This window comes from Limosilactobacillus sp. WILCCON 0051 (assembly GCF_039955095.1).
GTDB classification, from domain to species: Bacteria; Bacillota; Bacilli; order Lactobacillales; family Lactobacillaceae; genus Limosilactobacillus; species Limosilactobacillus allomucosae.
On record NZ_CP154878.1, the window covers coordinates 2004564 to 2027008 of the forward strand.

Annotated in this window: 25 protein-coding genes and 1 pseudogene; 10 read left to right on the forward strand and 16 right to left on the reverse strand. The window is 42.4% G+C overall.

From position 1 onward, the window contains the following. Positions 1-82: 82 nt before the first annotated feature. The 6 genes from ABC765_RS09310 to ABC765_RS09335 form a co-directional block, all read right to left on the reverse strand. Positions 83-595: a GNAT family N-acetyltransferase gene (locus ABC765_RS09310; protein ID WP_347980330.1), complete on the reverse strand. Its 513-nt coding sequence runs from the start codon at positions 593-595 to the stop codon at positions 83-85. 415 nt (positions 596-1010) lie between these two features. Then, on the reverse strand, positions 1011-1250 hold the full coding sequence (locus ABC765_RS09315; protein ID WP_347980331.1) for a hypothetical protein: 240 nt from the start codon (positions 1248-1250) through the stop codon (positions 1011-1013). Positions 1251-1974: 724 nt separating this feature from the next. Then, entirely contained in the window at positions 1975-2208 is a 234-nt protein-coding gene (locus ABC765_RS09320; RefSeq protein ID WP_347964001.1) for a MazG-like protein, read from the reverse strand. A 76-nt stretch (positions 2209-2284) separates the two neighbouring features. Continuing rightward, positions 2285-2968 (reverse strand): methyltransferase domain-containing protein, encoded by a 684-nt coding sequence (locus tag ABC765_RS09325; protein WP_347964002.1) that lies wholly within the window; start codon positions 2966-2968, stop codon positions 2285-2287. A 326-nt stretch (positions 2969-3294) separates the two neighbouring features. Next, positions 3295-4032, reverse strand: coding sequence for an ATP-grasp domain-containing protein (locus tag ABC765_RS09330; protein WP_347964003.1), 738 nt, complete (start codon positions 4030-4032; stop codon positions 3295-3297). Between the two features lie 307 nt (positions 4033-4339). Further along, on the reverse strand, positions 4340-4531 hold the full coding sequence (locus ABC765_RS09335; RefSeq protein WP_347964004.1) for a hypothetical protein: 192 nt from the start codon (positions 4529-4531) through the stop codon (positions 4340-4342). Between the two features lie 175 nt (positions 4532-4706). Here ABC765_RS09335 and ABC765_RS09340 point away from each other — a divergent pair, with 175 nt between their 5' ends. From ABC765_RS09340 to ABC765_RS09350, 3 genes are all read left to right on the forward strand, one after another. Beyond that, positions 4707-4880 carry a hypothetical protein gene (locus ABC765_RS09340; RefSeq protein WP_303094221.1) on the forward strand — a complete coding sequence of 58 codons (174 nt, stop codon included), beginning with the start codon at positions 4707-4709 and terminating at the stop codon, positions 4878-4880. Beyond that, entirely contained in the window at positions 4870-5226 is a 357-nt protein-coding gene (gene tnpB, locus ABC765_RS09345) for an IS66 family insertion sequence element accessory protein TnpB (protein WP_013437559.1), read from the forward strand. Before ABC765_RS09340 ends, tnpB begins: the two co-directional genes overlap by 11 nt. Positions 5227-5299: 73 nt before the next feature. Continuing rightward, on the forward strand, positions 5300-6835 hold the full coding sequence (locus tag ABC765_RS09350) for an IS66 family transposase (protein ID WP_347952914.1): 1536 nt from the start codon (positions 5300-5302) through the stop codon (positions 6833-6835). A 173-nt stretch (positions 6836-7008) separates the two neighbouring features. On the opposite strand, the gene ABC765_RS09355 is transcribed toward ABC765_RS09350, so the two are convergent. Continuing rightward, a complete protein-coding gene (locus tag ABC765_RS09355) occupies positions 7009-7302 on the reverse strand; it encodes a type II toxin-antitoxin system Phd/YefM family antitoxin (RefSeq protein WP_347964005.1) in 294 nt (97 codons plus the stop codon). Between the two features lie 1008 nt (positions 7303-8310). Here ABC765_RS09355 and ABC765_RS09360 point away from each other — a divergent pair. From ABC765_RS09360 to ABC765_RS09370, 3 genes are read left to right on the forward strand one after another with little or no spacing between them, the layout of a single operon-like run. Beyond that, positions 8311-8832 (forward strand): methylated-DNA--[protein]-cysteine S-methyltransferase, encoded by a 522-nt coding sequence (locus ABC765_RS09360; protein ID WP_347964006.1) that lies wholly within the window; start codon positions 8311-8313, stop codon positions 8830-8832. Beyond that, on the forward strand, positions 8810-9412 hold the full coding sequence (locus tag ABC765_RS09365) for an Ada metal-binding domain-containing protein (protein ID WP_347964007.1): 603 nt from the start codon (positions 8810-8812) through the stop codon (positions 9410-9412). Before ABC765_RS09360 ends, ABC765_RS09365 begins: the two co-directional genes overlap by 23 nt. Continuing rightward, on the forward strand, positions 9409-10305 hold the full coding sequence (locus ABC765_RS09370) for a DNA-3-methyladenine glycosylase 2 (protein ID WP_347964008.1): 897 nt from the start codon (positions 9409-9411) through the stop codon (positions 10303-10305). The genes ABC765_RS09365 and ABC765_RS09370 overlap by 4 nt, the downstream gene beginning before the upstream one ends. 44 nt (positions 10306-10349) lie before the next feature. On the opposite strand, the pseudogene ABC765_RS09375 reads toward ABC765_RS09370, so the two are convergent. The 3 genes and pseudogenes from ABC765_RS09375 to ABC765_RS09385 all read right to left on the reverse strand — a co-directional run. Beyond that, positions 10350-10571: pseudogene (locus ABC765_RS09375) on the reverse strand (ATP-binding protein); the annotation flags it as partial. Between the two features lie 309 nt (positions 10572-10880). Beyond that, entirely contained in the window at positions 10881-11291 is a 411-nt protein-coding gene (locus ABC765_RS09380) for a hypothetical protein (protein ID WP_347964009.1), read from the reverse strand. 132 nt (positions 11292-11423) lie between these two features. Continuing rightward, the gene (locus ABC765_RS09385) at positions 11424-11804 is read right to left on the reverse strand and encodes a hypothetical protein (RefSeq protein ID WP_347964010.1); all 381 of its coding nucleotides are present in this window, start codon (positions 11802-11804) and stop codon (positions 11424-11426) included. A gap of 490 nt (positions 11805-12294) precedes the next feature. On the opposite strand from ABC765_RS09385, the gene ABC765_RS09390 reads away from it, so the two are divergent. The 4 genes from ABC765_RS09390 to ABC765_RS09405 are packed head-to-tail and all read left to right on the forward strand — an operon-like array spanning position 12295 to position 14842. After that, entirely contained in the window at positions 12295-13146 is an 852-nt protein-coding gene (locus tag ABC765_RS09390; RefSeq protein ID WP_347964011.1) for an ABC transporter ATP-binding protein, read from the forward strand. 1 nt (position 13147) lies between these two features. Further along, on the forward strand, positions 13148-13999 hold the full coding sequence (locus tag ABC765_RS09395) for an ABC transporter permease (RefSeq protein WP_347964012.1): 852 nt from the start codon (positions 13148-13150) through the stop codon (positions 13997-13999). A gap of 2 nt (positions 14000-14001) precedes the next feature. Beyond that, the gene (locus tag ABC765_RS09400) at positions 14002-14454 is read left to right on the forward strand and encodes a LytTR family DNA-binding domain-containing protein (protein WP_347964013.1); all 453 of its coding nucleotides are present in this window, start codon (positions 14002-14004) and stop codon (positions 14452-14454) included. A 1-nt stretch (position 14455) separates the two neighbouring features. Next, on the forward strand, positions 14456-14842 hold the full coding sequence (locus tag ABC765_RS09405) for a DUF3021 domain-containing protein (protein ID WP_347964014.1): 387 nt from the start codon (positions 14456-14458) through the stop codon (positions 14840-14842). A 709-nt stretch (positions 14843-15551) separates the two neighbouring features. Here ABC765_RS09405 and rlmD read toward each other — a convergent pair. The 6 genes from rlmD to ABC765_RS09435 form a co-directional block, all read right to left on the reverse strand. Next, the gene (gene rlmD, locus ABC765_RS09410) at positions 15552-16925 is read right to left on the reverse strand and encodes a 23S rRNA (uracil(1939)-C(5))-methyltransferase RlmD (protein ID WP_347964015.1); all 1374 of its coding nucleotides are present in this window, start codon (positions 16923-16925) and stop codon (positions 15552-15554) included. A 66-nt stretch (positions 16926-16991) separates the two neighbouring features. After that, positions 16992-18005, reverse strand: a complete 1014-nt coding sequence (locus tag ABC765_RS09415; RefSeq protein WP_347953737.1) for a diacylglycerol kinase — start codon at positions 18003-18005, stop codon at positions 16992-16994. A gap of 24 nt (positions 18006-18029) precedes the next feature. After that, on the reverse strand, positions 18030-19454 hold the full coding sequence (gene gatB / locus ABC765_RS09420) for an Asp-tRNA(Asn)/Glu-tRNA(Gln) amidotransferase subunit GatB (RefSeq protein WP_347953738.1): 1425 nt from the start codon (positions 19452-19454) through the stop codon (positions 18030-18032). A gap of 1 nt (position 19455) precedes the next feature. Beyond that, a complete protein-coding gene (gene gatA / locus ABC765_RS09425; RefSeq protein WP_347980332.1) occupies positions 19456-20928 on the reverse strand; it encodes an Asp-tRNA(Asn)/Glu-tRNA(Gln) amidotransferase subunit GatA in 1473 nt (490 codons plus the stop codon). Next, on the reverse strand, positions 20928-21242 hold the full coding sequence (gene gatC / locus ABC765_RS09430; protein ID WP_006500583.1) for an Asp-tRNA(Asn)/Glu-tRNA(Gln) amidotransferase subunit GatC: 315 nt from the start codon (positions 21240-21242) through the stop codon (positions 20928-20930). The genes gatA and gatC overlap by 1 nt, the downstream gene beginning before the upstream one ends. Before the next feature lie 114 nt (positions 21243-21356). Further along, the gene (locus tag ABC765_RS09435) at positions 21357-22436 is read right to left on the reverse strand and encodes a CamS family sex pheromone protein (RefSeq protein ID WP_347954017.1); all 1080 of its coding nucleotides are present in this window, start codon (positions 22434-22436) and stop codon (positions 21357-21359) included. Between the last annotated feature and the right edge of the window lie 9 nt (positions 22437-22445).

The window sequence follows — 22445 nt, forward strand, 5'->3', positions numbered from 1 at the left end:
CAGACCTTTTTAGATTGTTTCATTATAGAACTGCTTGTCAATTTAAAAATAGTCTTGTTTAGGAATTAATTAATGATAACGCTTATTCCATTCTTTTTTCAAAGCGAAAATCCAGCCAGCCGACTTGATCATCAGTAGTCGACCAGCTGGGATCAGGATGGTGCGGATTATAAAATTCAACGATCTTAAAGCCGCACTTATTAACGTAAAAATGAATGTTGCGCGTTTCAAAATAAGGCGTAATCGTTTCCCAGACTTTGACTTTTGGATACATCTGCTCAATTGCTCGCCAGGCAGCTTCGCCAATCCCTTGACTATGCATGGTTGGATTGACAAACAGCAGCTCTAGACTGCCATGATCGCCTTTAATATTTACAACGGCCCCGCCTGCTTTTTGACCATTTTGCCAAATACGATAGGCCGTGCCTTGATCAATACAGTTCTCAATCGTTTGGCGCGCGATTATCTCATCGCCCTCTTCAAATTGGTCGTTGCGCTTGCCAAATTCTTCTAACGCGCCATATTTAAATGCCCATTGATTTTCTTTGATAAATCGTTCACGGTCATCTGGCTGCAGCAAAATCAGTTCTACCATAATTAAAAACCTCCTTAAATCAATGCCGGTACTAAAAAAGCCCGGCGATGCCAAAACATCTAACCGGGCTCACCCGACACCTTATCTGATAGGCGGCCTGCAGATAACTGCGATCCCCTGTGCTGCGGCACACTATCCTCCGGTGACTGTTATTGTTTATAGTATAACGAAAAAAGATTTCATTTTAAAATTTTAAGCAAACGGATCAACTTCTGAATCTTCATTCCAAATATATTCGGCTTTTTGTGCATTGACTTTAGCAGCGTCCAAGCCGTAATGATCGGCAACGAATCCCAGTGCCATGTCAATTCCCGCTGAAACTCCCGATGACGTGTAAAAACGGCCATCATGAACCCAACGTGCTTTTCTGATCCAGACCGCATCCCCCGTACTCGTTACCCATTCAATGGCAAAATCAGCTGTATCTGGCTTTCAGCAATTCCGCAAATTTTTCGGCAGGATAGATGTAGATCTTTTTGCCATCAATCGTCATCCCCATTAAATAGTCGCAATTGACTTTCTTGTTCAGTGCCCGCATGCGGATCAGATTGCCTTCCGCAAAGTCATAAAAGCGGTCGCCATCGTCCATGAAATAAGCCTGAAAATGATTCATGCTGCTGATGGTTACACGATCAGTCAGCTTATCGAAAAACATGAATCAGCCATCCGTCACGCTTAATTTTTAGTATGCCGCAGCCGTTTTTATTGTCTGTGGCAAACGTGCCGATAACTTTTTTGATGCAGCCAACCGTTTATCAGCAACCTATAATGATCAAAATATGTCCAGAATACGCTGAATCTACACCAGATTTACCGGCTGTAAGGACACATTTGACGCAATGTTTTAAAAATCGGACTTCATCATACGCACAGGAAGATCCCTTTTTACACAAAATTATTGACACACCCTTTAAATCAGCTTAGGTCCATCATTAACAGCTTAAATAGTGGTTGTTATGCAGAAAATTTTGCATAAAACACATGACGAAAAAATCATTACCTACTTTTCGCAGAAATCAATGTATAAGTAGGTAAAAACTAATGTATATCGAGTTAGGGGACCCTAACATTACCTACTATTTGATAAAAAACACGTAATCGTAGGTAATTCACAAAGTCGGTCTAACCCAATCAGCTTCTAAATATGCAACATTACCTACTATTCGAGAAAATTTTTCTTTTAGTAGGTAAAGTTAGAAAAGTCGAGTATACATTTCTCCCCATTTACCTACTTGAGCGTAAAAATCAAATAATAGTAGGTAATTTCAAAGCCCCCGGCAGCTCAAAGACGTTTTTTCTTCACAAAGGCAGCAATGCTCAGAGAACTGACCATGCTGCTTAAAAAAGCTTTATGATTTTATCGCATCCAAACTGTTACTTTAAAGAATCCAGCGTTCAGCAAGAAAATCCTTTACACAATCCTCGAAGCTCAAATCCATTCTTTGCGCAAGAACCGCCAGCCACCAGACACATTCACAAATCTTGGCAGGAAGCATCTCTTTGTCAGCGCTTGGCCAACGTCCTTGATGATCCATTGTCAGGCGACCAGCTAATCCAGCATCGGTCAAAAAGGCCAGCAAACCTTCTTCTACTGACCAGGCTGAACCGTGCAATTTTATTCCAGCTCATGATACTGATCCGCTCATCATCTTAGTTGAAGGAAACATCACCATTATAGTGTCCATGCTGCTATTTTTGGGCAATTAAAATACTTGTTGGCATTCCACCCCATAGTCCATTGATCCCTGCATGATGAACCGTTACCTGCCAGCCGCTTTGAGTTATGATACGCTTGAACTCCCGCGTATGTTCCATATCAATGATTACCAGCCGTCCATCAGTTTTTAAGACTCGCAATGCTTCGTTAATTGCTAATTCACGCTGTTTTCTTGGCTTAACGTTATGAATGGCAAAGCTTGCAAAAACAAAGTCAAATGCATGATCATTAAATGGCAGTTTGGTCATATCAGCAGTCTGAACTTTAGCAACCGCACTCACTTGGGCCCTATCAATATTTTGCTGAGTAGTTGTCTGCGAGTTGCCAGATTGATCCGCAGACTGCCAAATATCAATCCCGATAGCTTTACCAGGTTGTTTTAATTTTTTTGCCACCGCTAACAGTACCGCACCGTGCCCAGTTCCTAAATCAAGAATTTGGCTGTCATTTGGAATATCTAATGATTTCACCACGTCATGAATAATCTTGTACTTGCCATCAAGGCTAGTGTGAATAAATAAAATTGCCAAAATAAACATGATTGCCGGGAAAATAAAATTATATGTATTTTGCGATTGCCAGGCTATTAAGATTCCAATTACGCCAATCACTGAAAATAAAATTGGTACAATCGGTGCATCAATCCCTTTTTTCATTTAATAAATCACTCCTTAAATTTAACATATTGTCCAATTCTATCAAAAAAACAATTGGATTAATATCATATCTCAGAGCACTATCCGCGAACATCCTCACCATCAGTAAAGTAATCGATTTAATGGCCGCTTTAACTTAACTCAATGTTTCTTTAAATAGGCATCATAATAATCTGAGTTTGCAAAGGTATTAAAAATGAGGCATCCTGCTGCTTGGGTGCCCCATTTTTGATATCAGTTACTTTATTAGCCGCGAGCCTGCTAAATCACTAAATTTCATAATAATCAGGTTCTTAAGGCTGCGATTCTGAAAGCAAATCCGCGTTTCAAAGATCAAATGCGCATTCATCAACAGTCCCCGTTAGCTCTGCCCAGCGTGCCGCCAGCAGCTTTGCGTAACGAATATCATAAAGTCCATAAGCTGCCAGCGAATAGCCTTCGTTTACTTCGACCAGTAATGTTTCGCCTTTTTTAGTTACGCCAAAATCCAATGAAAAGCCAGCTGGTTTATTTTCATAATCATTAAGGCAATTCTCAATTACTTGAGGATCATAGTGATAATGCCAATCACCATAATAAGGCCGAATTCCTTCAACCTGACCATAACGGATATAGGCTCGCCATTCTGCCATAAAGTCAACAACTTCACTGCAGATAATATCTGGATTTTCATAACTTGAACCCAGCCCGATTAAATCTTTTGGCGAATTGATGACTTTCCCCGTAATCCTTTTTCCCTCAATGGATTTAACAAATACTGGCCACTGTTCTGGATGACTGTTAATAGTGTCGATTTTGGATTTCCAGATTTTCCGTCCTAAGTATTTGCGAATTGATGCGGGGTAATTAATTTCCTCAAAGCCAATCCCTAATTGATCAAGTCGCTTACGAACGGTTCCAATTCCGCCAACCACAATATCTTCACGGTTCATTTCCGGAATTACGTTATCCAAATCTTCAAATAAGACAACCTCAAATCCCATCTGCTCAAAACCGGTCATTGCCACATAACCATTAACGCTATAAGGTATTTTATCCTTATTTAATTGAACATAGACTTTCAATGCAATCCTCCCATTTACATGATGAATCCAGTGTCTGATCGTTTCAATCTGTTATAACACAGCAATTATAACAGAAATGGCTGTCTCTCTAATTGCTGGCATTTTGGCTGTTCCAGGTGCGGTACTGCAGCATTATCCCTGATGCTAACGGAAAATCAGACGCTCAAAAGTGTGGGGATGTTTTGATGAGCGTGCTTTTTTGAACGATTTGTAGTCGAAAACAGCCGAAATGAATTATGCCAGACATGGGATACGCAGTGATTGAACAATTTGTAGTCAATAAATTGAGATCAGGGTTGCGCCATTACTATTCACCGAAAAGTGCCTTCATTGCATCGTCAACATTATCAAAAGTTTTAGCAGTATTGGGGAGCAGTCCTTCTTCTTCTGCGTGTGCCCGAATGATTGCTTCCTGAGTCTTTTCATTGAAATGAACATACTCTACTTTTTCAAGTGCTTGATCCGACTGAATAGCTGAACCTTTTTTCTTTGCGGTCATAATATCCTCTCCTCGTATTCTTTAAATCCTGTCAATCAATAAGATGCGAGCAGCGCTCCTAGTTTTATTAATGATGGTACCATTTAATTTTGGTAAGCACACTATAACCAACCGCATATGATTAAATCCCAAGTTCTCCTATACTTGAAGACATATTCAAGGAGGAGGACTTTTTATGAAGCAAGATTTTGTCGAAGTTGATATACCACGAACAAAGAAGCCGGTTACTAAGCGCTCACGCTTGACTGCGACCGTTTCACTGCACCAAGTAAAAATTAATGTCTACCAAGAAGCAGATCCCGCTCTGGTTAGTGAGATCATTAAAGCAGTAGCCGCTTATGCTGGTTAACTGGAGTGCCCCTCAGCACGTCTACATAGTTTGTGGCAAGACCGATCTGCGGAAGGGGATTGATGGTTTGGCCATGGTGATCGCAGAGAATTATGGCTTGGAATTAGATAATGATTCGTTATTCCTATTTTGTGGCAATCGTAATGACCGCTTCAAAGGCTTGTACTGGGACGGCGAAGGATTCATCCTGCTTTATAAACGCTTTGAAAATGGTGGACTGCGATGGCCGCGACATCGAGAAGACGCAGTGGCATTAACCAAGAGTCAGATTAAGGCATTGTTAGAAGGCATCTCGCCACTGCCTCAGAAACGAATCAGGCCGGCTATTAAGGGACCAGGGTATTAACAAGTTCCTCTTTTATTTGCCTCCATTATCTGATAACCTAATGGTCATCAGATAATAAAGGAGGTGATTGGTAATGGCTGAGAAGATCACTTTAGAAGAAGCCTTGCGTGAAAACAAAGAACTAAAGGCTAAGATTGCGGAACTGACCGAGATGGTAAACTATCTGCAAAAGCAACTTTTTGGAAAAAAAACTGAAAAATTAAGTGCTGGCCAGTTGGATCTGTTTGATGACAACGAACAGGAAACCGTGCCAACGAATGATTCAACAGTAGAAAAGTTGACCACTACCGTTACCAGTCACCAGAGAAAATGCAAATCAAAGGAATCACGTAAACAATTGCTTGATTGCCTAGAACAAGTTGAAGAACTTCATCAGCTAAGCGAGCAAGAACTGACTTGTGATCAATGCGGTCAAATGATGACGGTTATCGGCAAACATGAACAATATCGTGAAGTTAAACTGATTCCTGCCCACTTGTGCTGCAAAATCGTATGTACTGAAACGGCTAGATGCGAACACTGTCAAGATCCGGAAACCGACAATGATGTACTCGTTCAGGCAAAGACGCCACAGCCCTTGTTTCCACACAGTTACCTTTCAAGCTCGGTAATCGCCGAAGTACTTTTTGAAAAGTTTGGTCTGGCAGTACCGTTTACCCGCCAGACGCAGTATTGGGAGCGCCTCGGACTTCCCATCACCAGCAAACATATGGCTCGTGGGGTAATTGAAGCTGGCGAAAGGTTTGGGCAAAAGATTTATGAACGTCTGCGTCAAGAAATCAAGGCAGCACCTGTGGTGCAGCTTGATGAGACGCCATTTCAAGTTCTGGATCTTGATCAATCACATGGCTACTTCTGGTCAGCCTGTTCTACGGCAGAATTCAGTCCACATCAAGTATCGTATTTCCACTATGCCCCTTCACGATCAGGAAAGGTTATTACAGAAATCTTAGGTGATGACTTTTCTGGCGGTATTATGTGTGATGGGTTTAGTGGATATTCTGATAATCGCTTACCAGAAGCGTATTGGGGGACCTGTCTGGTTCATATCAATCGCCAATTTAAGCGACTGCTTGATCCAAAGATTACCCGCTTTCAAGGGCAAAGTATTGCGAGTGACGCCGTGCGGATCCTTGCCAAAGTATTTCACATCGAAAAACGGTTGAAATATTCATCAGCAAGTGAGAAGGCAGCCCAAAGGCGTCAGCATTTAAAAGCGATGATTGATGATTTCTATCAGCTGATTGAAGAAGCCTTGACGAAATCGCCACTCAAACCGCTACGCAATGCAATCAAAAATGCCCTCAAATTGAAGAAGCGGGTTTACCAGATGTTCAGGCATGGAGAGCTGCCATTGCATAATAATCACAATGAGCAACTGATTCGTCCCACCACGCTGGTCAGAAAGAACAGTCTGTTTGCGAAGTCCACGGCTGGGGCCAAAGCCAATGCGATCTGGTATAGCATCGTGCAAACCGCAAAACTAAATCATTTGGATGTCTTTAAATATTTAGAGACCCTGCTTAGCGCCTTTACAAAACGCGAAACGCCAGAAATAGAGGCTTATTTGCCATGGGCTCGTGAAATTCAAGAAAGCTGCAAAGCCTAATTGATAAATGAACAGCGGTCGACCACGCAGAAATGCGCCGGTCGACCGCTGCTTTTTTGTTCTTTAATTTTTGAAATTGGTCACCGCTTAGTAGGCAACACGGTTCAATATGGTGTGCTTACTAATTTTGCTAACTGGTACAAACGACTTTCGGGACTGAAATTGATAGTTCATTACTGCTTATCCTTTGGTTTGAAGCTACTCCAATAGTTATCGTTTAGATCGACAATTGGATCATCTGGCAGAACATGCATGTCGATTAGCTTATCACGAGCAACAGCATATTCTAGGGAATCCTCTTTAGCATTAACGGCGTCCAGCAGAGTCTTTAATTGCTCTTGAGAAATAACTGCTGCAAAACGATGATTAGAACGAGCAATTAAAACTGTTTGCCCTTCATCATTTACTAGATCTAAATAATCTTTCAAGTGTTTGCGAAAATCACTTTGAGTAGTAGTAATTGGCATATTAAAGGCTCCTTTCTATTTTTTGTATTGTACTACACGTATTAAATTCCTCCCGTAAAATTAAACCAATCATACGTAGAAGTCATCTAATCGCTATGTAACTAACATCAGACCAACTACTCCGTTGATCAAGCTCAAATGTACCCTACGCTTTAATAAACTCTAACTCCGAGCCTTGTTATTTTTTAATTGAACAATTTGTAGTCGATAAAAGCAAGAGTGCCTTATGCCAAACACGGACCGAGCAATGATTGAACGATTTGTAGTCGAAAAGAATCAAAAGGCAATGTGTACTTTCAAAGTCATTTGTCCCCAATACTCACATAAGATGTCCACGTTGGATTTAAAAATATCTAAATTGATTTTGCTAAATAAGGAGGCAATTCAAAGAGGTCTTGGCTACTTGATTGGGGCTCTTTGTGTGCTATAATAACAGCGAGAATAAGTTAAATAACTTGTCGTGAATAGTTCAATGCTATCATGCAGGTAAACCAAAAGCCCTAACGTACTGCCATACGCTAGGGCTTTTTTGGTAGCTTGACTTTGCTCGGTTCGTCTACTATTATCAACGCTTCCAATTATCAAGCCAATGGTCGAAAACTACAATAAGTAGACTGGAGAATAAGTTAAATAGATCTTGCCAATAGTTCAATGCTTTCACCCCCTCTCATACAGACAAAGGGACGAGCAACGTTTTTATGATACCATGTTATTTTTTTCACCTCCAAGCAAAACCTGCACGCCGTTACTCTTTTCTAGAAAAAGGCTAACTGCATGGTTCCAAGATACTGTGGTCACTGATTCAACATAGCAATTGTATTTTGCTACCAAGTCAAAAACTCGAACTCCTATGACTTATCATAATTAATGCACTTAGTAACTGCTGAAGCCATAGACATTATTTAAAGAAAAAGCCATATTTTGATATTTTTTGACGTTTTTTATTGTTATGATATCTTTGGACAATAAATTAAGCTATTGCAAATCTATCGGAGGAGGCCTCTGCTGATGAAAAAGACTATATATGATTCGCCACTCGGGAAGATGACGATTTTAGCTGATGACCGTTATCTATATGGTCTGTGGTTTAATGATCAAAAGTATTACGGAGGACATTATAATCTCGATAAAATTGAATCAGGATTAACTAGTCAAGCCAGCAAAACAATTGATTGGCTCAACCAATTTTTTGCTGGCCAAAATCCGAGCTACAACAAATTAAAACTCAAAGAACAGGCAACTGAATTCCAACTACGTGTCTATAATGCCCTGCAAAAAATCCCGTACGGTCATACTGTAACTTATAAGGAATTATCTGATGTAATTCAAGAAGGTCATGCAGTAAAGAAGAATCTTTCACGAGCTGTTGGCAATGCTATTGGACACAACCAAATCTTATTAATCGTTCCTTGCCATCGAGTTATTGGTAGTAACGGATCATTAACTGGATACGCAGGTGGTTTAGAACGCAAAAAAGCCCTTCTTCGTCTAGAGAGGAAAAGTAGCAATGAAAGCAATAAATCATACTAAATTGCCAAATGACGAGCAATGGCATGCAATCATCAACAATGATTCAAAGTTGGATGGGCAGTTTTGGTATGGAGTAACAACTACTCACATTTTTTGTAAACCGTCATGTCCTTCTCGGTTGCCAAAACGAGACCATGTCTTAGTGTTTACTGACCCACAACAGGCAATAAAAAACGGATTTCGGCCTTGCAAACGATGCCGACCACTCAATCGCATCGTTAATAAACAAATGTGGGTTGATGAAATTGAATACACACTCAAAACGAATTATCAACGGAAACTAACTTTGAACGAATTAGGTCAGTTAGTTCATGGTGATCCTTCATATCTAAGGCACACTTTTAAAGATATCACAGGCATGACCCCTCGAGAAAGGCTAAACGAGATTCGGCTAACACAGGCCCAGCACTTACTTCAAACCACACAAAGCTCGGTATCACAAGTCGGACAGGAGGTAGGCATGTCGAACACCGCATATTTTATTGATTGTTTTAAAAAGAGATTTGGCAAAACCCCTTTGCAATATCGCCGGACTAAATCTTTAAAGCCGGTACCCCTATCAAAAGGAGGGCAATCATGATTAATGCAACTACGATTTCGGTACCGCCTATTTTTAGTTGGTCTAAGATCATTGATTACTTACAGCGCAATGAGGATGAAATAACCTATCAAATTACTGCACAGCAAACTATCAGAAAGGCCTTCCAAGACAATCACCAGATACTAATAGTGGATATCAGCTTTCTTAGAAATAAACGGCAGCTATGCCTCCAAGTGATCAACCACTCCTCTGCCTCAGTCACCCACGAGATTATTGATTACGTTTGCGATTGGTTTGACTTGAAAACAGACTTAGCACCATTTTATGAAATGGCCAAGAAAGATGAATTATTAGCTCCTCTGATCGACCGATTTGACGGATTACGATTAGTGGGTGAGCCCGATTTTTATGAGGCTTTAACTTGGTGTATTTTAGGTCAGCAAATCAATCTGTCATACGCGTATACTCTCAAGAAACGCTTCGTAGAAAATTTCGGTACAAAAATAGTCTTCCATAAACATACATTTTGGCTCTATCCACAACCAGCAGAGGTTGCCGTTCAAGATCCGGAGAAACTACGACAGCTCGGCATGACTCAACACAAAGCAGAATACATGCTAAACATCAGCAAATTGCTAGTAACTGGTGCAATTAAAAAAAGTCAGTATTTGAGACAACAAACTGCCACCAAGACAGAAAAAATGCTCTGTAAGCTTCGCGGAATTGGCCCATGGACCGCAAATTATGTTGCAATGCGTTGTCTTCGCTATGGTGATGCATTTCCGCAAACGGATGCCGGACTATTAAATGGCATTAAACTTATTCAACAATTGGATGAAAAACCTTCAAAACAGCAGATGCGAAAACTTCACCAACAATGGGGACAATGGAGTAGTTATGCCACATTCTATATTTGGCGACTATTGTATTAGTAGGCAATGTCAAGGGCAATTTGAAAATGTACAATTATGGCAGTTTAAGATGGCACTTTATGATTAGTCGCTGATTTTAATCTATATGACTTGCCTGCAATTTTGATGATATGTGACTTATAGACCAGGCGATCCAAAATGGTTTCCGCTACGGCCGGATTATGTAGAATTTCCCCCCATCCAGATAGTGGTACGTTAGTTGTAATGATCGTTGAGTGCTGCTCATACCTATTGTTAACGAGTTGAAACAATAGGTTCGCATCATCAGGTTTTCGATCATTGTGGGATCCGCGTCTTGATAGATGTTGAGCCGCACCTTCTGAATCGACAGTGAGGCTACCAGCACGCACCGGTTAGTCTTACTGTCGTTTGAAGTGGCGCTGACTTCAACGATTTCATTTTGAGCCATCAAAAAGACCTCCTATATGAGTTTCCTCAAGTATAGAAAGTCCGTGCGACGATTGGAATACGTGTTGTTAAGGTGTGCTTCCCCATCTTCCAACGCTACATGGAGTTCACGTTCAAAGATGGGGAAGTAATTAAAGTAAATATGTGACATTTAGAATTGGCGGCACTCAGCTATTTTGGCTAGGTGTTATTTTAATAGGCCAGTTTTTAAACGGATCTAGTTCAGGATCTATTTTTACTGGTTTAGAAAACTCAAACTTGTTAGTCGGCCCCGTACCCCATCGTGGATTACTGTATAAAATTGCTTCGAGTTTAGCGATTCTATTTGTCGGGACAAAAGTTACTATGCTATTGAAGCTTCTTAATTTAGAAGTTTTTTCATCCAAATCATACCGACTAATTTCAGCAGTTTGATTTTTACCTTGTCCCAGAAAAGTATCCCAAAATCCAACGCTTATTTTACCGTCGTCCATTGTTGCTCTAACTTTTTCGCCAATCGGATTAGCCTTTAACTGATCAAAGATACATGCATATTGCTCAACGATTTTTCCAGATAGATTATACTGAACGAACTCCATAATTTTCCCCAATCTAAAATCAAACTTAGTCCTTCTCGAAGTAAAAATTCTTCAATCGATAAGTGGTCACGGGCTCTACACAATAATTCCTCCAATGTTTGTTCATTATCTTTATCTGCCATGAGTGGCAAATCATAACGTCCTATCATTTATGATGTTATTAACCGATAGTAAATCATATCTTTTAACATTTAACTTAATCTGACTACCAATCTTTATATCTGCGGTAGCTGGTAAATAGAAGTTATCACCATCCGAATTTGACACCTTTAACAGGTTCATCTTACCAATTTTCTCCTTCGATAGAACATCAAATGTTTCCCCTGATGGATTTACTTCGCCCAATATACCTAACTTACAATCACAGACTTCTTGTTCCTTTACAAAAGAGAATTGATCATTTCCAATTAAATCCGAATCATCAAAAGCCGTATATTGCTGTTTAGAGTTTTGACTTTCAACAATGATGTCTCTTGTAAATTCATAATTTTTTATTGTAATTACCTTGTACATCAATACATCCTTTCCCATATGGACAAGAGTTAATAATACATCCATTGTTACTATGGGCAACTAAGTAGGGGGTCAGAATTTTTCCTATACTATATTCATCCATGTAATCGTCAGTATATTCTTGTGTTAGCAATTCACCATCAATGGCATCTAACATTACTCATTCTTTATCTTTCAATTTGTCTATTTGTTGTCTTAAACTGTCATAATTGTACATTTTCAAATTGCCATTTCTGTACAATTTTTAATTGCCCTTGACATCTTCCAACGCTACATGGAGTTCACGTTCAAAGATGGTGAAGTTATTAGAATTAATATGTGAAAATAATCTGGTAATACAGCACTCAGCTACTTTGGCTGGGTGCTGTTTTTTATTCAAACATAGCTGCATTTCATATCGTCATAATTGCCACTTATCTATCCAGTCATCACAAACATTCATCCTCCTGATATATTCACAATATTAAATTCATAAGGAGGACAACTTATTATGTTAATCGAAGCAACGAATCTTACTAAAAAATATGGATCGAAATTAGCACTGAATAACGTAAGTATTCAAATTAAACGTGGGCAATTAATCGCATACCTTGGAACCAATGGAGCTGGGAAATCAACCACTATCAATATGCTTGCCGGATTATTGAAACCAACTTCAGGAATTATTTCCCGTAATCAAGGTATGAAGATTGGTATTGTCTTTCAAAACAGCATTTTAGATAAAGAACTGTCGGTGAAAGATAATCTTTATTACAGGTCAAATCTTTATCATGAAGATCATTCTGAATGGCTCCAGAAATTAATTGATCTAATGGGACTCACTAATTTCTTAAACCAGCGCTATGGAACATTATCTGGTGGTCAAAGGCGAAGAGTTGATATTGCCCGAGCTTTGATTACAAAACCGGACATTCTCTTTCTTGATGAGCCAACAACAGGATTAGATTTGCAAACCAGATTAGTCATTTGGAAACTTCTCCAAAAAATGCAAAGTGAACATGGCTTAACAATTTTCCTAACCACTCATTACTTAGAAGAAGCTGAAAATGCGGATCAGATGTACATTTTAGAAAACGGTAAAATCTTAGCTTCTGGCTCAGCAACGGAGATTAAGAAACGTTATGCACCCACTAAATTAGTAGTTACAACAAATGGCAATCGACTCCGAACTGACTACCCTAGTGAACAATTAACAGCTCAGAAGTTGTCTTTTGATAATCTGACATCTTCAGAAGTGATTGAACTATTACATCATAACCAAGACTATATCACTAATTTTTCATATAGTCCTGGTTCCATCAACGATGCTTTTGTCAAAATTACCGGAAAGGAGCTTCAATAAAATGTTTGCACTAATCAGAAGAAATTTAAAAATCTACTTTGCAAATAAAATCGGCGTATTAATGTCTTGCCTTGGTGCTTTAATTTCATTCTTTATTTATATTGGTTTTTTGCAGGAAAATCTGACATCCTCTTATCAATCACTACCCCATGCAAAGGAAATGTTAGATTTATGGATGATCAGTGGAATTGTCGCCATTGCAGGTATTACTACCTCATTCCAAGCACTTGGTCAATTAGTGAAAGATCGTGAAAGTAGGACGTGGGACGATTTAAACCTAACAGATTTAACTCCATTCAAAATTAATTTGAGCTATTTAGTGTTCTCAATTTTTATCAGTACATTCATGCAAATTATTACGTTTTTCATTATGGCAATTTACTTTATTTCAGTTGACGATATTACAATATCAGACTCTGCTATACTACCAGGATTAGTTTTTATCGTTTTAGGTTCCTTTGGAGCTAGCACTATCAATTTAATCATTATTGACCTAATACATTCTTCCACAACTTTTAGCCGACTTTCAGCAATAGTTGGAGCAGCTGCCGGATTTATGATTGCTACTTATATGCCATACGGGACTCTATCCAAGTCAGCGCAATCTATAGTAAAATTATTTCCTAGCAGTTATGAAGCCGCTAGTCTACGAAGTTTTCTCCTAAATAAATTAAGTAAAAAAACTTTACCTGCAGACAGTCGCCAACAAATGATTGAATATCTTGGCATCCATTTCAAAATTCATGGTTACCAATTAGGTAATTATAATAATGCATTAATGATTTTGGGAATGTCACTGATATTACTAGGACTCGCAGCGGTTTTGACAAATCTATATCAGAGGAAGAATTAATTGTGCAAATTCATTTTCAGTCAGACCCATCATTAGGCCCTGACGATCTTAATATTACTGTGAGCGCAGTCACCAAAAACAATAGGGTCGTCAATCTTCTTAATTATTTGGACAAGTATAATCAGAAAAGTAGCGTGTTCATTCCCATAAAAACAGAAGACCGAATTTTAACTATTAAGCAAGCAGAGCTAATTAAAGTTGAAGTAACTAAAAACACTCTAACTTTTTATACCAAAAGTGATGAAATCCAAGCAAATGGCCGATTGTATCAGGTACTAGAACGACTTAATGAAAATTTTGTTCAAGTATCAAAACACGGCATTATCAATTTAAATCACTTAGTTTCCTTAGAAGCTGGTTTTACTGGTAATATGGTTGCTAAATTAAATTTCAAACAACGTGCAGATGTTTCGCGAAAATATCTACCGGAAATAGAAAGAAGATTGGGATTATAAAATGAAAAATTTTAGAAAAAGCATCCATTACTTTATCCGTGGAATGGGATATGGATCTATTACCTACCTTGTAATTATCACATTTTTCACATCAAATATGATTGTCTCTAAAACTAGTGTCATCACTGTTTTTATTTTTAGTGGATTAATCGGGGAATTAAGTTTCTTATTCCAAATGGAACTATCATATTCAGTTGCACTTGTTATTCACCTAATTGGGACCTGTATCCTATATACTGGAATGATGTTGATCAATCATTGGCTATTTGATTGGCGGACCATTCTAATCTTTGTGATCGTCTATATCATAATTTGGCTCATTATTGGTCTGGTTGAGAAACAACATATTAACCAAATCAATCAACAGATAATGAATAGGAGAAAATAAATCTATATTTACAATCACCAACTAATTATTAGGATCGGTTGGTGATTTTTTAATTAAAAATTGTTTTAACAAGATAAATCAATAATTTATTGCTATACATTTGTCTACTCAACTCTGAGCCCCAAATCAGTCTATTTTCGTATCAGCTGTATATGCCTTCATATCAGCTTTTGCACGCACTTTCACTATCCTAATCAACCCGACCTGCCAAACTGGACCTTCGTATACTCGACTATCGAAATAGGACATTGAATACTCGACCCGCCAGCTTCAAATAGAAAAAGTGTACTAGTTCCAATTGTAAAAATCAGAATTAGTACACTTTCAATCATTCGTAAATACCGTCACACCAGCGTTTATGGCCTATTTACTTGTACGTTCCAGGACAGTAACGCTCTCTGCGGTTCGCATTTACGAATCGCTTCGTCGCAAAGCTCCTTGCTCTTCGAAGCGCAGTAGATACTTTCCAATCGAGCTGCATTTCATTTGCTCTCTTGGAGTATCCTTGCGTAGCCAATCCGTAATAGCTAAAGCTAAACGGCTTGGCTATATCACATGGAGCGTTTCTAAGCTTTCACGCTCTTGTTAATCGCGTTCAAACAAAGTATTTCGCTCTCTGCGGTTCGTTGTTTCCGCTCTGTCTTCGTGCCATGCACTCGCCAGTCGCGGACAACTATCGCATGAGTCATTCGTAAGTAATTGAACTTCGCTATGCTCGTTCCATTACAACGACTGACTCAACGTGCGGGGTCTGAGGGAACTGATCAACCGGCTGGATTGGCTTGACGACACGGTAGCCGACAGAGGCAAAGCGCTGCAGATCGCGGACCAAAGTGGCAGGATTACAGCTGACATAGATAATCTTAGCTGGCGCCATCTTGCCGGCAGCATCGATCAAGGATTCATCAAGACCTTTACGTGGCGGGTCAACGATCAAGACATCGGGCTTCAAGCCTTCTTTTTGCCATTTCGCCATCTGTTCTTCGGCCTTGCCCACCACAAATTCGGCATTCTCGATCTGGTTGACCTTGGCATTTTGCTTGGCATCTTCAATCGCGGCTGGCACGATCTCAACCCCGTAGACCTTTTTGGCATGCTTGGCCACCGCCAAAGAAATCGTGCCAATACCACAATAGGCATCAATCACGGTCTGCGTGCCATCCAGTCCCGCGGCTTCAATTGCCGTTTGATAAAGCTTTTCGGTCTGTTGCGGATTAACCTGGTAAAACGACAGCGGCGAAATCGTAAAGTCAATGCCCAGGAGCTGATCATGAATCGTATCGCTGCCCCAGAGCGTATGATTTTCCAGCCCTAAAAGCTTGTTTGTCCGCTTAGTGTTGACGTTTTGCACGATGCTCTTAACCTCGGGCACCCCGTTGACGATCCCAGCTGCAATTTCTTCGGCATGCGGCAGCTGTTTGGTATTGGTAACCAGCACCACCATGATCTCATGACTGTAGTAGCCGCGCCGGACCATGACCGTTCGAATGCAGCCGCGGCCAGTTCTTTCATCATAGGCACGAATGTTGTATTTCCGCAGCAGATCACGGACGACCAGAATTGCCTGATCGATTTTAGGATCTTGAATATAGAAATCCTCAATCGGTACCAGATCATGACTGCCCCGCTTATAAAAACCGGTCTGCAGCTGGCCCCGCATATATTTGACCGGTACCTGCGCCTTGTTGCGGTAGTGATATGGCTGGTCCATCCCCATTGTTGGCGCGACCTTCAATTCATCCAAGTGAGCCTTTTTGAGCAGTTCTTCAATCTGATGCTGCTTAAATTTCAGCTGCGCCGGATAGCTGAGAATTCCCAAGGGGGCGATGCCGGTTTTCAAATAACGGGCATCATTGATCTCAACGCGGTCCGGACTTTTGGTCAACAGCTGCTGCAGCTCTCCCCAGGCAAATTTAGCCGTCACTTTGGTAATCTTGATTTCGGCCTGTTCGCCGGGCAAGACGTACGGCACGAAAACCGGATAATTATCAACCTTGACGACGCCATTGCCTTCATAGGTCAGATCAGCTACCGTTGCCGTCAAGACCTCGCCTTTATGAACCGGTACAGTGATTTTTGCCATGTTTTTCTCCTTTAGCAAACACAGGGACTGCTGACAAGATTGCCCGCAGCCCCTGTTTGGTTTCAATTATTTTTGAGACGCTTCATCATCGTGAATATTGTCGACTTCACGCACAAAGTCATCTTCCACGCGCTTCATATCCGGTGACATGGTAATTGCATCATCCGGAATCTCATCAAGGTTGGCAACTACTTCCAAGTGCTGCTTGAGGTTGCGGAAATGCATCGGCGCGTCGCCACCATACTCGCCATCCAAATTGATCATCACGCGATCTTCTGAATTGACGGGCGTTACGTCGATCTCGCTGGCCTTGGCGTAAATAATGCCAGGATCGCCAATATGCTTGCCTTGCAGTGCCTTGGCCATCAAGCGCATCATGCCGATCAGATTGCTTTCCTTGACAATGATCATCGTGAACTTGCCATCATCAAGCGCAGCGTCCGGTACGATCTGTTCAAAGCCGCCGACGGAATTGGTCAGTGCAATCAGAATCGTGGAGGCCTGACCACGGTATTCATGACCATCGTACTTGATGTCCATTTCAACCGGCTTGATTCTTGGCAGCAGTTCGGCTCCTTTAGCCAGATATGCCAAATAGCCAAACAGCGACTTCATCTGCGAAGGCACCTCATAGGTCAGTTCCGTCAAGGTCCCCCCAGCCGCGATGTTCATAAAGTAGTTGTCGCCAGCCTGACCAATATCGATCTTGAACTTTTTGTTTTTGCGCAAGATCAGCTTGGCCGCAGCGATCGGATCATCACGCGGAATCCGCAGGGCACGCGCATAGTCGTTGGTCGTCCCCGCCGGAATAATCGCCAGGGCAGGACGATGCTCAAGTCCGGCAATCCCGTTGACGACCTCGCTTAACGTCCCATCGCCGCCTGCAGCTACGATCAGGTCAAAGCCTTCCTTAGCCGCGCGCGTTGCTTCGTTCTTAGCCGAATTAGGCGCCGGCGTCGTGGCAAACGCACTGGTTTCATAGCCCGCCTGTTCATAGACCGCTAAGATGTCAACCAGGTCGTTGCGCATGGCTTCACGCCCCGACGTCGGGTTATAGATAATCCGTGCTCGTTTTCGCATAGTTTCCTCCGCCATCAAATCAGTTTACTTTTCGTTCAAGGCCTTCATCAAAAGCTTGTTGACCACGCCTGGGTTAGCCTTGCCGCGCGTCTGTTTCATAATCTGACCAACTAAGAAGCCGACAGCCCGATCCTTACCATTCTTGTAGTCTTCAATCGACTGTTGGTTGTTGGCCAAGACTTCATCAACGATTGGCTGCAGCTTGGCTGGGTCGGAAAGCTGTACCAGACCATTCTTTTCCGCGTAGGCAGCTGGTTCTTGACCATCCAGAATTCCTTTAAAGACTTTCTTAGCCATCTTAGAAGAAATCGTGCCATCATCGATCAGCTTGATCATCCCTGCCAGGTTGGCCGGCGTCAGCTTGGTATCCTGCAGATCAACCTGCTTGTCGTTTAAGTAGCTGTTGACGTCGTTCATCAGATAGTTGGCAGCTTTCTTTGGATCAGCTCCTAAGGCAATCGTAGCCTCAAAGAAGTCAGACATTTCCTTGGTCTGCGTCAATACCATGGCGTCGTATTCGCTCAAGCCCAGATCTTTGGTATAGCGAGCGCGCCGTTCACCAGGCATTTCTGGCATGGCATCTTGAATTTCTTGGATCCATTCATCGCTGACTTCCAGCGGCGGAATATCAGGTTCTGGGAAGTAACGATAGTCGTCGCTTCCTTCCTTGGTCCGCATTGAGATCGTTTCGCCGGTTGCCTCATCAAAGCGCCGCGTTTCCTGGGCAATCGTGCCACCAGCCATGATGACCTTTTCATGCCGCTGCTGTTCAAAGTTCAGCGCCTTCTTGACGAAATTGAAACTGTTGATGTTCTTCATTTCCGTCTTGGTACCATACTTATCAGAACCGATTGGACGAATCGAGATGTTGGTGTCGACCCGCATCGAACCTTCTTCCATCTTAACGTCAGAGATTCCAGTAAACTGAATCCGCTGCCGTAAAGCTTCCAGGTAGGCCACCGCTTCTTCTGGCGAGGCGATATCTGGCTTGGAGACGATTTCGATCAAAGGCGTGCCTTGCCGGTTCAAGTCCACGTAAGAGTAGTTGCTCGTGTGGGTGTTCTTGCCGGCATCTTCTTCGATGTGCATTTCCTTGATCCCGATTTTTTTCTTCTTGCCATTAACCTCAATTTCAATCCAGCCATCATGTGCGATTGGCGTTTCGGATTGGGTTACCTGGTAGGCCTTAGGGTTGTCAGGATAGAAGTAGTTCTTCCGGTCAAAGTGCATGTGCTTTGAGATTTGGGCGTGCAGTGCCAGACCAGCCATGATCCCATCCCGCACGACGCCTTTGTTCAGCGTTGGCAGCGTACCTGGGTAGGCCCAGTCGATAACGTTGGTGTTGGCGTTGGGCTCGTCACCAAATTCTACTGGCGTTGGACTGTAGATTTTAGAGTGGGTCTTCAATTCCACGTGGACTTCAAGCCCAATGGTCGTTTCAAAGTTCATCTTAGTCTTGACCCCCTAACTTTGGCGTTTGTTTGTGGAAGTCGGTCGTCTGTTCAAAGACATAACCGGCATTGTAGATCGTTTGTTCATCAAAGGCCTTGCCGATGATGTGCAGACCAACTGGCAGACCATTGTCAAAACCGGCTGGCAGAGACATTGCCGGCAGCCCAGCCATGTTGACGGGAACGGTCAGGATATCGTTCATGTACATCGTCTTTGGATCAGCAATCTCAGAACCAATCTCAAAGGCTGGGTTAGCGCCAGTTGGTCCCATGATCAGATCATGGTCCTTCAAAACATTGGCAAAGTCTTGCGCAATCAGCGTCCGAATCTTGGCAGCCTTGTTGAAGTAGGCATCATAGAAACCAGCGGAAAGCGAGAACGTCCCCAGCATGATTCGGCGCTTGACTTCATCACCAAAGCCCTGCGTCCGTGACTTGACGTAGACTTCTTCCAGCGTTTTGGCATCTGGTGCTCGGAAACCATAGCGAATTCCGTCATAACGCTGCAGGTTGGATGAAGCTTCTGATGAGGCCAGGATGTAGTAGGCTGGCACGCCGTATTTGGTATGCGGCATCGAAACATCCGTATCAATGATAGCACCCAGTTCTTCAAAGTGCTTTAAGGCATTGTTGATTACCGCCCGCACGCCTGGCTGAATTCCTTCGTCCAGATATTCTTTTGGCACGGCAATTCTAAGCCCCTTGACATTCGTGTTTTCGTTCAGGCTGGCAGCCCAGTTTGGTACTTGACGATCTGAAGAAGTCATATCGTGATCGTCTTGCCCACTGATGATTTCCGTCAGCAGCGCGTTGTTCTTAACGCTGTTGGTGATCCAGCCAATCTGGTCAAAGCTGGAGCCAAACGCAATTGCCCCCCAGCGTGAGACCCGACCATAAGTTGGCTTCAAGCCGACCACGTTGTTGTATGATGATGGCATTCGAATTGAGCCACCCGTATCGGTTCCCAAAGCACCAATGACGTCACCCGCCGCAACGGCAGCCGCCGAACCACCTGAAGAACCACCAGGAACCCGCGTCAGATCCCAAGGGTTGTGGGTCGTAAAGAAGGCCGAGTTTTCCGTTGAGCCACCCATGGCAAACTCATCCAGGTTGGTCTTACCAACATTGATGAAGTCTTGGGCATTCAGCTTTTCAATTACCGTGGCATCATAGATTGGCGTAAAGTTTTCCAGCATCTTGGAGGCCGCCGTCGTCTTTAAGCCCTTGGTTACGATGTTGTCCTTAACTGCCAGTGGCACCCCAGCCAGCAGCTTGTCCGCCGCGATTCCTTCATTGTCGATTGCTTCGGCACGCTTTAAAGCTTCATCTTCATTCAGCGTGATAAAGGCCTTGACGTCATCATCAGTTTCCTTGATCCGATCAAAGGCTGCCTTGGTCAGTTCCTTGGCGCTGATTTTTTTGGTCTGCAGGTCTTCATGAAGCTGAGTCAAGTCGGTTTCATTGAACTTCATTATTCGCCGTCCTCACTTTCATCATCCATGATTGCTGGCACCTTAATCAAGCCGCCTTCCGTGTCGGGAGCATTTTTAAGCAGGGCTTCTCGCTCGTTGCTCTTGACTGCAACGTCTTCACGCATAACGTTGACGCGATCCGTTGGCGAATACATTGGTTCCACGCCATCAGTATTCTGCGCCTGCAGTTCTTCAAACATATCGATGATGCTGCCCAGTTGTGGGGTGAACTTAGCAAGCTCGGCATCATTGAATTCTAGTTTGGCCAATTCGGCAACGTGCTTAACCTGCTGCTGATCGATCTGACTAGCCATTCTTTCTCCTCTTTTCCTTAAGTTAGGTATTACATACGTTCATCTATTTTATCACACAAAGCCTGCTGTTTTTAGCAAAAACGCCACCGCAAGCGCGATGACGTTTAAATTTTATTAATATGAGCTGAAGACATGGGTCCGGAAAGTATCCGAGCCAGAATCACGATAGACAACTGCCTGCATTTCTGAAGACGATTGAATCTTGATATCGATTGGAATTCCGTTTGGCAGATACTTCTTGGCCGCGCGTGCAATATATTGCGTAAAGCTCTGCACTTCAGACTGGCTGTAGAACTGCGTCGTAACCGTAATGTGCATCCCCGAAAGCGTGCCATTTTGGTATTGAGCCTGAGCCGTCACGCCGCTGAGGTTCGGGAAGAAGCTTTGAATCTGACTCTTGAAGTTGGAAAAGCTCGTGTTGTCAGTCTCATTGTCGCTATTGGTTGAAGTAGCGTCACTGGCTTTTGGCAGCACCTTGGTTGAGTAGTTCAATTTCTTCCAGCTCTTGATGGTATTGCCGTTGTTCTTGCTATAGGCAAAGAAGCTACCCCCTACCAGGCTGTCGTTTGGCGCCTGCTTGTAAAGTGCAATAACGATCGGCACGTTTTTAAGCGCGGACTTTTTGCGCAGCCGCGTTAAGATCTTTTGGGCGGCAATCTTACCCTGCTTTTGAATTTCAGCATCCGAAAGCTTCTTTTGGTAGGTAGGACCGTCCGTTGTCTTTTGGTAGTAGTAGACCGAGTTGATCCCAATCCCAATGGTAATCCCCTTTAAGGTCAGCGAATTGCCATTTTGCTGCATGAAGTCTTGTTCTTCAATCTGCTGAACGTATTCTGGGTTCGGATCGCTCTTTTTACCCTGGGCGGCGTTTAAACCGGTTGGATTGCTCTTGGTTTTGCGTCCCAGCCAGTTTTCAATCGTATCCGTGCTCAGATACTGACCTTCTTGGAAAATATAGCTCTTAGTCGAAAAGACCTTTTTGGAAACTTCCGTCAAGCCGGTTTCAAAACTCTTTAGATTATAGCTGTTGTCATTTTGGTTGATATTGACACCACGCGCCTTGCTGACCTTGTAATGGCCATTTTGAATGACGCCTTGATACTGACCACTGGCAGTCCCCGTCGTCGTAAGCTTGCTGGATGACGAAGAGGTTTTCTTTCCAATGCTGCATGAGGCCAAAAGTACCGTGCTCATCAACACGAC